This is a genomic window from Candidatus Neomarinimicrobiota bacterium (genome assembly GCA_021734025.1).
Lineage (GTDB): Bacteria > Fidelibacterota > JAANXI01 > JAANXI01 > JAANXI01 > JAANXI01.
Map to the genome: position 1 here is coordinate 38259 of JAIPJS010000011.1, position 15299 is coordinate 53557.

Sequence of the window (15299 nt, forward strand, 5' to 3'; positions counted from 1 at the left end):
TGCTCCCTGCATGGAGGCAACGGCTTTTTTGCGTTATGGAGGTGTCAGCTATGGCTTCAGATCTGCCGGAAGTAGGCAAAGTATCCTCGGAAGTGTTTGACGAGATAATTTTACCGAGGCTCGGGAAAAAACGCGATGATGTGCTGGTCGGCCCGCAGCACGGAGTGGATATCGGAGTGATCGACCTCGGAAACGGCCAGGTGCAGGCCATGAGTACGGACCCGGTATTCATTGTACCGCCATACGGATGGGAACGATCGGCGTGGTTTGCGGTCCATATCCTGGCGTCGGACACTGCCACGTCCGGCTTGGCGCCGAGCCACATGACTATTGATCTAAATATGCCACTGGGACTGGAACGTGACCAGCTTGAATCCATGTGGTCGGTAATCCACGAGGAATGCGAGAAGCTTGGTATTGCCATCGTTTCCGGACACACAGGCCGGTACGAGGGGTGCAACTATCCAATGGTTGGCGGTGCCACCGTATTTGCTATCGGCTCCAAAGATAAATACGTCACGCCGGCTATGGCGGAACCGGGAGACAGGGTAATTGTCACGAAGGGACCTGCCATAGAAGCTTCGGCGCTGTTTGCCGTGACTTTTCCCGGGAAAGTGGAAGAGGCGTACGGCAAGGAGACGGCCAACGAAGCCGAAGACATCTTCTGGCAAATGTCGGTCGTAGAGGAAGCGCTTACGGCTGCGGAGGTCGGTGTGCGGGAGAATGGCGTCACCGGTATGCATGATGCCACCGAATGCGGCATCTGGGGCGGACTCGCTGAGATTGCCACCGCATCCGACGTCGGTCTGAACATTGAGAAGGATGAGATTATCCTGCAGGATGCCGTGGAAAAGGTCTGCCGTCTCTGGGATATTGACCCGTATATCTCTATCAGTGAAGGAACACTTATTATCACCAGTAAGGCGCACAAGGCTGATGAGATTATCCGGCGCCTTGAAGGTAAGGATATTCCGGCCAGTATTGTCGGAGAAGTGACGCCCGGGTCCGAGGGCACACGGTATTTTGAAGACGGTAAAGAGCATGAACTGGTGCATCCGAAGACGGACCCATTTTGGGCAGCGTACGGCAAAGCGGCCGAAGGTGAATGATGAAATCCGAGCGCATAGCCGGGTGGAGACTCTACGTTATAACGGATTCCGATATTTCCGGAAAATCTCACCAGGACGCTGCAAAAGCGGCTATGGCTGGTGGGGCTGACGTAATACAATTTCGCGAAAAAAACTGCTCTAGCGCCGAGTTATACGAGATTGCCGGCGAACTCCGGGAAATCACGCGGAAGGCCGATGTCGATTTCATCGTGAATGATCGTCTGGATATTGCCCAGGCGGTGGATGCCGATGGCGTCCACCTGGGGCAGGACGACATCCCGATTTCGGTGGCCCGGGAGATCCTCGGTCCGGACAAGATCATTGGTGGATCGGCCCGGTACCAGGGAGAAGCAGAGCAGATGGCGCAAGAGGGCGTGGATTATCTTGGACTCGGACCCGTGTATGAGGCGCGGTCAACCAAGCACGATACAGTTGCACCTCAGGGGCTTGATCTCGTCCGAAAGGTGAAACAGGAAACGACGCTTCCTATTGTCGCTATCGGCGGTATTGGACCTGAGAATCTCTCATTTATCTTTGAAGCCGGAGCTGACAGTGTGGCAGTTATTTCAGCCATTATGAAAGCGGACGATATCACCAAAGCGACCCGGGACATAAAAGAGACAATTGAAAACCTCCAACCTGAGGGTAATCTGGTATGAAAAAAGTACTAACTATCGCGGGATCGGACAGTGGTGGCGGCGCAGGCATCCAGGCAGATCTGAAAACCTTTATGGCATTTGGAACCCACGGGATGTCCGCTATTACGGCAATTACTGCGCAGAATACGGTGGGCGTCCAGTCAGCGCATCCGCTTCCGAGAGATCTGATCCGCGAGCAGATTAAATCCGTAGCAGACGATATTGGTGTAGATGCGGTGAAAACCGGGATGTTAGCGAGCTCAGAAATTGTGCAGACGGTGGCTGACGCGGTCCGGGAATTTACTCTGCCGAACCTGGTGGTAGATCCAGTGATGATCGCCAAGAGTGGTGATCCACTGCTGGCTGAAGAGGCCAGAGAAACAATCAGGGAAGAACTGCTGCCGCTGGCGGCGGTGATTACCCCCAACCTGCATGAAGCATCCGAACTTCTCGATATGGAAATTGATACCATTGATGATATGGAGGATGCCGCCCGCGCCCTGCAATCGCTGGGATGTCAGTGGGTTGTGGTCAAAGGCGGGCATCTCACCGGAGAAGAGGCAGTCGACGTGCTTTTCGATGGGAACCGGATTTATCATGAACGCGCGGAATATATCAAGAGTGAAAATACGCACGGTACCGGATGTACCTTCAGCTCGGCGATTGCGGCGGGTCTTGCGAAGGGTAACCAGCCGCTGGAGGCGATACGCAATGCAAAGCGGTATATCAACGAAGCCATCCGTGAAGGCCTGGATATAGGCGCCGGACACGGCCCCACGAATCATCTGGTGGGACTGGAGTCACGATGGTTTTGAAACACACAGGAGCGACGGCAAGTGAGGTGTTTACCGATTCTCTCTGGGCAGAGATCGAAGATATCTATCAGTCCATTCTCGAGCATCCGTTTATTACCGAACTGACTCGTGGTGAGCTGGATCTGGAGATTTTCAAATTTTACCTCCAGCAGGATGCACTCTATCTGGAAGATTTTTCGAGGGCACTCGCAATCACCGGCGCTCGGGCTGAAGAGCCGAAGGAATTACAGCAATTCATCGAATTTGCCCAGGGGGCTATAGTCACCGAACGAGCGCTTCATGAGTCGTATTTCGAGCAGTACGATGTGGATGCGACTGGCCCCAAATCCCCAAGCTGTTTCAATTACACCAACTTCCTGATTGCTACGGCATCAACCGGCAGTTATCCGGAGAGTGTGGCCGCGCTGCTGCCGTGCTTCTGGATTTATCGGGAGGTCGGAAATTACATCTATAAACAAGCGGTTGACGATAATCCCTATCAGGATTGGATCGACACCTATTCCGGCGAGGAGTTCGGCGAGGCAGTGGAGCAGGCGATCGATATCACCAATAAGGTGGTGCGCCGTACTTCGGAGCGAACGCACGCGAAGATGAAAACGCAGTTCGTGCGATCCAGTCGGCTGGAATGGATGTTCTGGGACAGTGCCTACCACATGGAGGAATGGTTGCCGTAATGTAAAATACAACGCACAGAGATGATTCAGGGGTGTCTCCCGGTTATCCGGGAGGCTGAGATCAGACCCTCTGAACCTGATCCGGATCATGCCGGCGAAGGGAGAAGCACTGAAGCCAAACCGCTTTTCCCTTCACTGGGGAGAGCGGTTTTTTATTGGAGGGACAAAAACACACGGTAGAGACGTGCCGTGGAGGCTGTGTGAAAATGTAATATCAAGTAATTTGTTCTTCCTGAAATGATAAAAAATGAAGTGGCGTGGAACACATGATAAGCTATTGAAAATATTAATTGTAGAGACGTGCCATGGCACGTCTCTACATTGAGTCGGCAAGGGATTGAATTCAATAACCAACCAAATAAGGAGTAACAGATGCACTCGAAGTTATACAATCTAATGTTTTTGGCCGTTTTGTTGCCGGGAATTATCCTCGCGGACGGTACCATTGAGGGGACGGTGACCGATGCAACCAGCGGGGAAGCCCTGGTCGGCGCCAACGTGCTGCTGGTAAAAACCGATTACGGAGCGGCCACTAACGAGGCAGGAGAGTTCGTCATTCCGGACGTACCGGATGGTTCGTATACCCTGCGGGTGACGCATATCGGATATAAGGAATATAATGAAACTATTCGTATAAATAATTCGGCGCTGAAGATTGATATTGAACTGCAGCCGACGGAAATCCGCGGCGAGCGGGTAATTGTGGAACCGACCCGGGCCATCGAACGGAAGACTCCGGTTACGTTTTCTTCGCTTTCGAAAGAGGAGTTACAGTACCGCGATCCCATCGAAGATATCCCGGTGATGCTGTCGGATTTGCCATCCATAAAAACGTACTCAGAGACCGGGACCGGAATGGGATATACCTATCTCAACATCCGTGGATTCGACCAGCGGCGGATTTCCGTGCTGATCAACGGAATTCCCCAAAATGATCCCGAGGATCATAATGTCTATTGGCTGAATTTCTTTGATCTGGTCGGCTCACTGGACGATATCCAGGTGCAGCGCGGCGCTGGGACGGCGTTCTATGGACCGGCGGCTATTGGCGGGAGCGTGAATCTGATCACGGAAAATTACAGCTGGGAGCCCGATTTCAAGGTCGAGACGCAATTTGGCAGTTATAATACACGGAAACTCAGTGCCGAGGGCAGTACCGGTCTGCTCAACGATCACTGGGTCGGCTACGGGCGCCTGACCCGGATTACCACCGACAATTACCGGGACTGGGCCTGGATGGATTTCACGCGCTACTTCGCTGGGCTGGCATATTTTAGCGATAATCATATCGTCAAACTTCAGACCTACGGAGGTCCCCAGAATGATGGCCTGGCGTTTTACGGGGTTCCCAAGGAAGACCTGGACGATCGAAATGCCCGTCGCAGCAATTACAGCGAATTTACGGAGGATGAGGAGTGGTTTAATCAGCCGCATTACGAGCTGATACACCAGTGGAATCTTACCGAGAACCTGAAAATTAGTAACACGCTCTACTTTATTCGGGGTTACGGCTATTTCGACTATGACGGTTCCTGGGCGCCGCCGTCCTATTACCGGTTGTCGCCTTCGAACTTTGCGCCGAATTCATGGGCGGATAGTCTCGGTACCGTCTCCATGGCGGGTAATACCATGATTCGGGCCTATGTTGATAACAAGCAGGGCGGACTTTTGCACCGATACATCTGGAATCACGGAAAGGGGGAACTGACTGCGGGACTGGCTGTTCGGGCGCACGGGTCACTTCACTGGGGACGCATCCAGGAGACCGAGGGGATAGTATTCAATGATACGCTCAACTCGGAGACTAATGTGGTATCGCTGGGAGACGAAAATGTCGGAGCAGGCGGAAGACACTATTACGAGTACAACGGCGCCAAAAGTATTTATTCCGTATTTCTCCACGAGAATTACAACCTGACCCCCAGTGTTAACTTGTTGTTCGATGTACAATTCACCAGCAAGGAATACCGATTTTATAATGAAAAGTTCTTAAATCATGAGTTCGATGTTCCGTACCTGTTTGTGAACCCTAGCGTCGGCGTGAACATGAATTTCACCGACCGGCTGAACGGATATTTGAATGTGGCAAAGACGACCAGGGAACCGCGATTGAAGAACTATTACGACGCTGCAGAAGCCAGTCAACCGGCGTCCTGGGGATTGATTCGGCCGAACTTTGAACGGCGGAACGACGGCTCCTTCAATTACGATGAGCCGTTGGTGCATCCGGAGACGTTGTTCGATTATGAAGCCGGGGCCGGATACCGGACATCCAGGACGACCCTGAACCTCAATTTTTATCTCATGGATTTTCGAAATGAGATCGTGAGTAACGGCCAGTTGGATCGTTTTGGTCAGCCTATTACGGGAAATGCCGATCGTACCCGGCATTACGGGGCGGAATTTTCCGGCGCGTACAAGATTCTGCCGTCACTTCGGGTGAGCGGAAATTATACGGTGTCCCGGAACGTATTCATTGAGCACACCAGCTTCGGGTGGAGCGAGTCGGATACACTGGACGGTAACACCATTGCCGGCTTCCCGGGACAGATGGGGAACCTGGAGTTCCAGTACAATAAGGACCGCTGGTTTGCCCGGCTGCACGGTCAGTTCGTCGGGAAACAGTACACGACGAATTTCGAAGAAGAGGAGTTTGTCGTCGATCCCTATAACGTCTGGGACGCCCGGTTCGGTTACCGTTTCCCAGTGTCCGGTGGTAGCCTGAATCTAACGCTGACCGTGAATAACATCTTTGATGTGCTGTATGCAACCCATGGAGAAGGCGGCGATTTCTTCCCCGGCGCTACCCGGAATTACTTCCTGAGTATGAAGTATGATTTTTGACACCAGGTATAGGGGAATAAGGTATAGGGGTATAGGGGATATAATCATGGACTCCCGCTAAAAGTCCGCGAACCGGGTTGAAGCGGGAGATAATGCGGAGAAAGAAGAAAACGCTCCGAAGGGGCGTAACATGAATAGCCTCGGGCTTCAGCCCGGGGATAAGAGAAGCAAAACCAGAAACGAATCCCTTGTCGTTCCTGCAGTAATGATTCAGAAATCTGATAGGCTGTCTCTTTGTTAGAACGTTGTTTTTTCTAATCTCTAAAGGACTCCTCCTGTAAGTCACCGATGTATTAAATAATCGGTGGCGTCCCACACCGTCGGTTGACCTTAACCAGGTCACCGGCGGTGTTGTGTATTTTAGTCCAGCCATTCGTGACCGGGTTCCGGCCGCAGATGATCGCCCAATAACCTCCCAAAATGCAACATCCGCTTCCTACCCGTTGCGTCTGGATTACGAACTCCGTATAATTACTGCGTTGAAATTAAAATTCGGAGCCGGAAAGAAATCACCCTATGGCAGAGAAGTCTCTCTATCTTATCGACGGTTCGGCGCTGGCGTACCGGGCCCATTTTGCTTTCATCCGCAATCCACTCACCACAACTGATGGCCGCAATGTTTCCGCAATCTTTGGCTTTACTAACTCCCTGTTGAAGATTCTCCGGGATGAGCATCCCGATTATATCGCGGTGGTATTCGACACGCCGGAGAAGACCTTCCGGCACGAGAAGTATCCGGAATACAAGGCCACCCGGGAGAAAATGCCGGACGAAATGGCAGACCAGCTGGATGACCTGAAGAAGATGACCGAGTATATGAACATTCCGGTGATCGAGTATCCCGGTTACGAGGCAGATGATGTGATGGCTACGCTCGCAAACGTGGCAGAAGCGGAGGGGGTCAGAACTTATCTGGTGACCGGCGACAAGGATTTTGCCCAGCTGGTGAACGAGGAAATTTATGTGTACAATACCTCCGGAAAGGGCAGCGATCCGGAGATCTGGGACCGGAATGCTGTGAAGGAGAAATTTGGCGTTTATCCGGAGCAGATCGTCGATTATTTGGCGCTCATGGGGGATTCCAGCGATAATGTCCCCGGCGTACCCGGCATCGGGAAAAAGACAGCGCGGAAGCTGCTGAACGAATACGGCACGCTGGAGAAAACGCTGGAAGAGGCGGAAAATCTCTCCGGCAAGCGCGCCAGAGAAGGCCTGTTGGAAAACCGGGACCAGGCGCTACTCTCCCAGGATTTGGTTACCATTGTCACCGACGCTCCGATTGATGAGGATTTTCATTCCCTGCAATGGGAGGATTTTGATTATCAGAATCTCGTTGATTTCTGCAAGGAGTTCGAATTTTTCTCCCTCATCGATCATATAGAAGAATTTCGAGACGGTGAACCGGAAAAGGTGGAAAAAGATTATCGGGTAGTCACTTCCAGGGATGAATTGCTGGATATTGTCGAGGAGTGCCTGGAGGAAGATATTGTCTCCGTCGATCTGGAAACGACATCCGTCGATCCCATGCAGGCGGACATCGTTGGTATTGCCATCTCCTGGGAACAGGACAGCGGGATATACATCCCGGTAAAATACGGAAATAATTCTGGCCGTGGGATTACCATTACACTACTGAACGAAAGTGAACTCAGCGGTATCCTGACGTTGGAGGAAACGCTTGAAATTCTATCGCCGCTGTTCGAGGAGAACGGAACAGCAATCACCGGGCAGAATATCAAATACGATATCTTGGTGCTGAAGTGTCACGATGTGCAGGTACCGAATGTGGCGTTCGACACCATGATCGCGGCTTATTTGCTGAAGCCGGAAGCCCGGAGTTACAAGGAAGATTACCTGAGTATGGAGTATCTCGGCTACCAGATGCAGCCCATTGAGGAGCTCATCGGGAAGCGCGGAAAAAATCAAAAAAATATGGCAGATATTGCCATCGAAAAGGTTACACCATACGCAGCCGAGGACGCGGACATCGCACTACAGCTGACGGATGTACTGCGGGATAAACTGAAAGATGTCGAACTCTACGATCTGTTCCGGGATATTGAGCTCCCCCTGATGCACGTGCTGGTGCAGATGGAATACAACGGGGTCTATGTCGACCGTGAATTTCTTGAGGAAATGTCCGCGAATCTGCAGAAGGAGCTGGACAAGCTAGAAAAGCAGATTTTTGGCGCCGCTGATAAAGAGTTCAACATTAACTCACCCCAACAGCTCTCGGAAATTCTGTTCGAGGATATCGGTCTGACGCCGATTAAAAAGACCAAGACAGGATATTCCACAAACGCCCAGGTACTGGAGGAGCTCAAAAAGGAGCACGTACTGCCCGGGTTAATACTGGATTACCGGGAAATCTCGAAGCTGAAGTCTACGTATGTCGATGCGCTGCCGGCGCTGATTCATCCGCGTACCAACCGGATCCATTCAAATTTTAACCAGACGGTGGCCGCTACCGGTCGCCTCAGCAGCAGCGACCCGAATTTTCAGAATATTCCTATTCGCACAGACCTTGGCCGGGAAATCCGACACGCCTTTGTTGCCGAGAAGGAAGAAAATTTGATCATGGCGGCGGATTATTCACAGATCGAATTACGTCTGATGGCGCAGTTGTCAGATGAATCCACGCTGAAAGAGGCGTTTCAAAACGAGGAGGATATTCATTCCACGACGGCGGCGCTGGTTTTCGACGTGGAACTGGAAAACGTTACCCCTGATATGCGCCGGAAGGCCAAGGTGGTGAATTTCGGGATCATGTATGGCGCCGGTCCGTACCGGATGTCCAACGAACTCGGCATTTCTGTGAGCGAAGGCCAGGATCTTATCAACAACTATTTTGAGAAGTACCCCGGTATTAACAATTACATCACCAATACCATTGCTCAAGCACGGGAGAACAAATATGTGAGCACCTTGTTCGGACGTCGCCGGTATCTGCCGGATATCGATTCCTCCAATCGGAATGTCCGGGAAGCAGCAGAGCGTGCCGCTATCAATATGCCGATCCAGGGTACGGCAGCGGATATGATTAAAATTGCCATGGTCCGGCTGCATAAATCTATGGAAGAACAGGGATTTCGTTCGAAGATGATCCTGCAAATTCACGATGAACTGGTTTTCGAGGTGGAAAAGGACGAAGAGGAAGCACTCCAATCGTTGGTGGTGGAGACTATGGAGCGAGCGCTGGACCTGGACGTACCGATAGTGGTGGACGTTGGGGTGGCAAAAGATTGGTATGATGCCCATTAAATATCTCTCCAACAACGCTTTCCGGAAGAATATATGACACCGGTAAAACATTCAGACTTTTTGGTGATTGGCTCGGGTATCGCAGGGCTTTCGTTTGCGCTGAAGGCGGCGGAAATCGGATCGGTCACGATCGTCACAAAAAAGGAACATAAAGAGAGCAATACTAATTACGCCCAGGGCGGCATTGCGGCAGTCTGGGATTCCACCGATTCCTACGAACAACATGTGCAGGACACGCTGACCGCCGGAGCCGGACTTTGTGACGAAGAGGCCGTACGCACTATGGTGAAGGAAGGTCCGGATCGGGTGAGGGAGTTGATTGACTGGGGCGTCCGGTTTTCCAAAGATGGTGCGAACGATTATGCCCTTTCCAGAGAAGGCGGGCACTCTCAATCCAGGATTCTTTATTATAAGGATATTACCGGCTGGGAAATCGAGCGGGCGCTGGTTGAAGCGACCCAAAATCACCCCAATATCACGCTGCTGGAAAACCATATGGCGGTGGATCTCATCACCGAGCACCATACACGTCATATCGCGGATGTTGATGATTTGCATTGCTTTGGGGCGTACGTCCTCAAAATATCTACCGGGGAAGTCATTCCTTATGGCGCCTCAAACACAATGCTTTGCAGCGGCGGCGCTGCGCGGGCGTACTTGCATAGTACCAACCCAGATATCGCCACCGGCGACGGGATCGCCATGGGGTACAGGGCTGGTGCCATACTGGCTAATCTGGAATTCGTCCAGTTTCATCCCACTCTGTTTTACAATCCCGGGAATTCGTCTTTTTTGATATCGGAGGCGGTACGGGGGTATGGAGGAAAGTTGTTAACCGGGAGTGGCGATCGGTTCATGCCGAAGTATGATGAACGGGCCGAACTGGCTCCCAGGGATATTGTGGCGCGCGCCATCGATACCGAGATGAAAAAGAGTGGTGACTCGTACGTCCTGCTGGATATTACCCACAAGGACGCCGAAGACCTCAAGTCCCGCTTCCCGAATATTTACCAGCATTGCCTGGAATATAAATATGACCTCACAAAGGAACCGATTCCCGTCGTACCGGCGGCGCATTACGTGTGCGGGGGAATCGATGTTGATCTAAACGCCAGGACCAATATCAACGGACTGTATACTATTGGCGAAGTCGCCTGTACGGGCGTCCACGGCGCAAACAGGCTGGCTAGTAATTCTCTGCTGGAGGCTGTCGTGTTCTCCGACCGGGCTATTCGATGGATAGCGAGTAACCGGGATGAGTGGGTTACGGTACCCAGGGGCGATATCCCGGAATGGGATGATCGGGGTACGAAAAATGCAGAGGAATGGGTACTGATCTCGCACGATCGCCAGGAGTTGCAGGAATTGATGTGGGATTACGTCGGAATTATTCGGAGTAATGTTCGCCTGAAGCGGGCGTTTCGGCGGGTGCTCGTAATCAATGAAGAGGTGGAGGATTTTTATCGCAGGACGAAAGTCACCAGCGAACTCCTGGAGCTCCGGAACCTGGCGGCAGTGTCGTATTTAATGATACGATCCGCCCTGGAACGCGAAGAAAGCCGCGGGTTGCATTATACCACCGATTATCCCGAAACAAAGGAAGCGGAAAAACATGATACGGTAATACAGCGACACGCTCGTCCCTGGCAAACGGCAAAATAATTACCGTTGTGATGATTAGGAACTGAATGGTAAATTTCAGAATACAAGGTAAGGAGGTATAAGGGTATAAAGGTATAAGGTATAGGAGTAAAAAGGAGAATGGAGAAAGGGACAGATTGAATATCGAATGTCCAATTTCCAATACCCAATTACCAAGCGCCCATCTTCCCAGCCCGATTGAAGAAGACAGATTGAAAAATGAAGAAGAAAGAAGTGTAAAACCGGAGATTGAGAAACAAAAAAGAACAAAGGGAATGGAAAACGTAAAAGCTGTTGGTAGTACCCGCTTCAGCGGGTTTTGGTTTTGAAGGGAAAATGCAGAATGAAGATTGAAAAACAACCAATAACGAACAAAAACGCGGCTAAACCCGCGACTACCAACGATAGCACAAAAATACGCTAACACTGATTTTAAAAACACCGATTATGAGTAAGATTACGATTATGATTAAGAAACAACTCGCGCGATAGATGTCGTTACCTCAACACTATAACACCCGAACACTTTAACACTCGAATACTATTTTATGGAAGCCTCAATATCACTCAATAACGTTTCGAAACAGTTCCAGCTCCGAAAAGTCCTGAAACAGGTCAGCTTTGGTGTGGAGAAGGGCACGATATTTTATCTGGCGGGACCCAGTGGCTCGGGAAAGACCACATTGCTGAAAATCTTGACGACGCTGATCAGACCAGATAACGGCACGATATATATTCAGGGGCTCAATCTGGAAACTCGCTCGAAAAAGATCCGAACCCTGACCGGATATGTTTCCGAAGAAAACACTCTGAATCCGGAACTGACAGTGTTTGAGAATCTGCGGTTGCACGGGGTTTTGTCGGGATTAACCCAAGATGTTGCCTCCACCCGGGCGATGCGAAACCTGGACCGGTTTCATCTGGTGGAACGGGCACACGATTATCCACCGGAACTCTCGTATGGGATGCAACGTCGCGTGGTTGTCGCCCGGGCAATGTTGCACAGGCCGGAAATTCTGTTTTTGGATGAACCGACCACAAACGTTGACCCCGATACCCGCGATACTATCTGGCGGCGGTTACAGGAGATTCGCGGTGAGACCACAATATTTATCACTGCCCGGGACCTTGATGCGGCGGAGGAATTTGCAGATCGGATTATTATCCTCGCAGAGGGGGAGGTTGTGATCGATGGCACCGCTGACTCGTTGCGGACAGACAGCCCCCGGATTACGGAATACCTGATTCGGTTTAAGTCGGCGAATCCGCAGTATGAGAAGGTGCTGGAGTCCATAGAGGCCATTGCCAGTCTGGAAGGCACGGATGGACGGGAATTTACACTACAGCTGAATCCCGGATACGGACTGGAAACCGTTCTGCGAAATTTTAACGACGAGCAGATCGAGGATTTTGCTATTCAGGAGCCGTCTCTGAATGATATAATGATGGACCTCATACGCAGAAAAATGCCGGTGGAATAATGAGAAAGTTCCTTACACTCCTTTCCAATGAATTTGCGGGCGCTCTTCGACATCCCAACCGGGAGGTGATTCCGGTGCTGGTGTTCGGGCTCCTGTCCTACCTGGGGCTGGATTTAGGGGTGCGGAATATCATCCCTGAAATCCAGGGGACTCCGGCTGTCACCTGGTATATTCCAACCGTAATCGCCTTTATGATGATGGCAATGCCTTTTCTGCAGGCGAACGAAAAGATCCGAAAAAAGGCGGAATCCGGTTATCTGGAGCATCTGCGTTCCACGTCCACAAGTCCCTGGGTTTTTGTCGGCGCCTTTGTCGCCGATGCCGTAGTCGTCAGCTTCGCTAAAACCTTAATTTTGTTGGCTATCTATGGGATTCTGTTTACCGAATTAGGCGGGTTCCTGCCCTGGGTGGGGATATTAGCAGTGGCGATTCTCTCCGGAATCGCATGGAGTAGTCTGGGAATCGTCGTTGGTCTCCTGCGCAGGGAACAGCCCGGCAACAGTCACTTATCTGCGGAGGCTTTGATTCCGCTTTTGGTTATTACCGGCTTACTTTATCCGGTGATGGTCTATCCGGAGCATTTTGAGATTGTAGCCCTGGTTTTGCCATCAACTCAGGCTTTTGAACTCACTCGCAGCATGTTTGGGATCCTGGAATACCAGGGATGGATGCTCGCGGCCCTGCTTGGATGGGGAGCTGCCATGCTCTCGCTTGCAGTGTATAGCCTGCACCGGGAGGATCGACGATGAAGGCGTATCTTGCCGGGGCGATAGAACACGCTCCGGATAACGGGGTCCGGTGGCGGCGTCACCTAACCAATTTTCTCTCTGATCACCTGGATCATTCGGTATATGACCCGACCTCAGAGGAAATAAGTATTTTAACACCCGAGGAATCGGAAAACTTCCGTCAGTATAAAGAAGACAATTTGCTGGAATTTCAGCGCATAGTACGAAAATTGATTGCCCATGACTTATCGACGCTTACCGGTCAAATTGATTATGTAATCTGTTTCTGGGATGAACACGTGAAAAATGGCGGGGGAACCCAGGGAGAACTCACAGTAGCATATCACTATAATATTCCGGTCTATCTTGTTGCAGGGATGCCGGTTACGGAGATCAGTGGATGGATTTTAGGATGTGTTACCGAATTATTTCCATCATTTGATCACCTGGAAAACTATCTGATAGAAACATTTAATGGAAACCGCTAAAATCCTTGTCAGAATTGACTTCAGAGAGTTTTTTACTTGACTTTTACTCCCTATTTGGCAATTTTCATACACACTTAGCTAATAACTAAGTTATTCTAATAACCCATTAACAATGCACTGTGCAAAATCACTTTGAAGAACGATTTACACGTTGCCGAAAATAGTCGAAAACCGGTAATGGGTAGACAAAAGTGACATACCATAAAACGTCTAACGCAGGAGGACACACATGAACAAAAGTGAACTAATTGATAGCATGGCAGAAAAGGGCGGCATCACAAAGGCCGACGCCGAACGGGCGCTTAATGCCTTTACCGATACGGTCACGGAGACGCTGGCTGGTGACAAAGATGAGAAAATCACTCTGGTTGGCTTTGGCACTTTCAGCACTTCCGATCGCGCAGCACGGACTGGTCGGAATCCACAGACCGGCGAGACCATTAATATCCCTGCCACAACTGTACCAAAGTTCAAAGCTGGTAAATCCCTGAAAGATGCCGTAAAGGGTTAAGTCTAGTCGATAATTGCCGGAGAATCAAACCGTACGGGTTTCTCTCCGTGTTTTAACGCAATTATCATTTTAAAAAATGCGCTCTCATCTTGAAATGGGATGAGAGCGCATTTTTTTTATGGGTATGGTGCAATGCATAACAGGAAATTGATTGGTATTGACGCTGGTCGTACCTGGGTGAAGCTTGCCTGGTTAGATGAGACGGGTGAGATCAGTCGTCGAAAGATCCCGGCTGAGGAGAACTCCCTGCACTGGGAAAAGGAGGAGTTCGTATTCGACCGGTTAACGAGTTGGGCCGCTCAGGCCGGGTTGGATATCTCGGATTTCCTTCACGTGGTTATAGGAGCGGCTGGCGCGCTGGAATATGAGTGTATTTTTACCAGACAAAACACCCGGATACAACTGTACGGTGATGTGTCTCTCGCCGCACGAAGTTGCGGCATCGGCGATGCCGGTTTAATGGTGATCTGTGGGACAGGCGGAGCATTAGTTCGCTACGGCAGTGAGGATTCGCAGGTGTATCATTCATACGGTCCTGTTATTGGAGATTTATGGGGTGGAGCAATGCTTGGCCGGGAAGCGCTGCGTCACCTCGTCGATCAGATTGACCGCAGCAGTGTATTATCAGGGTATGCAAGGGCAATTACGGAATTTTTGGGAGCTGAAACGCGATCGGGTATTGTTCATTGGGCAAACTCAGCAAAGAATGTGACCCGGCGGCTGGGGCACTTGGGAAAAATCACCATCCGATACGCTGAAAAAGGTGATGAGGGTGCAGCAAAAATCGGTATGAAGATGACCGATTCTATGGCAAAAGCGGTGAAGGGAGTTCTTACCGAAATCTCCCGGGATGCTCCTGTGAAGATCGGGGTACAGGGAAGCATAATCGAGAAGTCCGGCTGGGTTAGACAACGGTTTGGCGATAGATTGAGGGAGGAACAACTCACGGTGGATTTGATCCTTCCAAGGGATCCGCTGGATCTCGTTGCGCTTCGCTTGGCTGAGCGCTTATGAAGCCGGAAAAGAACAAAACATTAATGGTGTGAAAAAAGATGAAAACGGTCACATTCTCCTTGCTATCTCTGGAGAATGCCGTAAATTTTATTCGT

13 protein-coding genes and 1 riboswitch are annotated in these 15299 nt (G+C 50.8%); all 13 genes read left to right on the forward strand.

What is annotated here, in order from left to right:
* Positions 1–50 precede the first annotated feature (50 nt).
* Positions 51–1109, forward strand: a complete 1059-nt coding sequence (locus tag K9N57_12020; GenBank protein MCF7804911.1) for an AIR synthase family protein — start codon at positions 51–53, stop codon at positions 1107–1109.
* Positions 1109–1768: a thiamine phosphate synthase gene (thiE, locus tag K9N57_12025; GenBank protein MCF7804912.1), complete on the forward strand. Its 660-nt coding sequence runs from the start codon at positions 1109–1111 to the stop codon at positions 1766–1768. The genes K9N57_12020 and thiE overlap by 1 nt, the downstream gene beginning before the upstream one ends.
* Complete coding sequence (gene thiD / locus K9N57_12030) at positions 1765–2562, forward strand: bifunctional hydroxymethylpyrimidine kinase/phosphomethylpyrimidine kinase (GenBank protein MCF7804913.1); 798 nt, start codon at positions 1765–1767, stop codon at positions 2560–2562. Before thiE ends, thiD begins: the two co-directional genes overlap by 4 nt.
* Positions 2553–3236, forward strand: a complete 684-nt coding sequence (gene tenA, locus K9N57_12035; protein MCF7804914.1) for a thiaminase II — start codon at positions 2553–2555, stop codon at positions 3234–3236. The genes thiD and tenA overlap by 10 nt, the downstream gene beginning before the upstream one ends.
* Positions 3237–3254: 18 nt before the next feature.
* Positions 3255–3356, forward strand: a riboswitch (TPP riboswitch).
* A gap of 252 nt (positions 3357–3608) precedes the next feature.
* Complete coding sequence (locus tag K9N57_12040) at positions 3609–6080, forward strand: TonB-dependent receptor (GenBank protein ID MCF7804915.1); 2472 nt, start codon at positions 3609–3611, stop codon at positions 6078–6080.
* 516 nt (positions 6081–6596) lie between these two features.
* Positions 6597–9341: a DNA polymerase I gene (gene polA, locus K9N57_12045; GenBank protein ID MCF7804916.1), complete on the forward strand. Its 2745-nt coding sequence runs from the start codon at positions 6597–6599 to the stop codon at positions 9339–9341.
* A 33-nt stretch (positions 9342–9374) separates the two neighbouring features.
* Positions 9375–11003 carry an L-aspartate oxidase gene (nadB, locus tag K9N57_12050; protein ID MCF7804917.1) on the forward strand — a complete coding sequence of 543 codons (1629 nt, stop codon included), beginning with the start codon at positions 9375–9377 and terminating at the stop codon, positions 11001–11003.
* A gap of 116 nt (positions 11004–11119) precedes the next feature.
* Positions 11120–11311, forward strand: a complete 192-nt coding sequence (locus tag K9N57_12055) for a hypothetical protein (protein ID MCF7804918.1) — start codon at positions 11120–11122, stop codon at positions 11309–11311.
* A gap of 219 nt (positions 11312–11530) precedes the next feature.
* A complete protein-coding gene (locus K9N57_12060) occupies positions 11531–12463 on the forward strand; it encodes an ABC transporter ATP-binding protein (GenBank protein ID MCF7804919.1) in 933 nt (310 codons plus the stop codon).
* Positions 12463–13212 (forward strand): ABC transporter permease, encoded by a 750-nt coding sequence (locus K9N57_12065; GenBank protein ID MCF7804920.1) that lies wholly within the window; start codon positions 12463–12465, stop codon positions 13210–13212. The genes K9N57_12060 and K9N57_12065 overlap by 1 nt, the downstream gene beginning before the upstream one ends.
* Entirely contained in the window at positions 13209–13679 is a 471-nt protein-coding gene (locus K9N57_12070; GenBank protein MCF7804921.1) for a hypothetical protein, read from the forward strand. The genes K9N57_12065 and K9N57_12070 overlap by 4 nt, the downstream gene beginning before the upstream one ends.
* A gap of 229 nt (positions 13680–13908) precedes the next feature.
* Positions 13909–14190 carry an HU family DNA-binding protein gene (locus K9N57_12075; protein MCF7804922.1) on the forward strand — a complete coding sequence of 94 codons (282 nt, stop codon included), beginning with the start codon at positions 13909–13911 and terminating at the stop codon, positions 14188–14190.
* A 132-nt stretch (positions 14191–14322) separates the two neighbouring features.
* Positions 14323–15204, forward strand: coding sequence for a hypothetical protein (locus K9N57_12080; GenBank protein ID MCF7804923.1), 882 nt, complete (start codon positions 14323–14325; stop codon positions 15202–15204).
* Positions 15205–15299 lie beyond the last annotated feature (95 nt).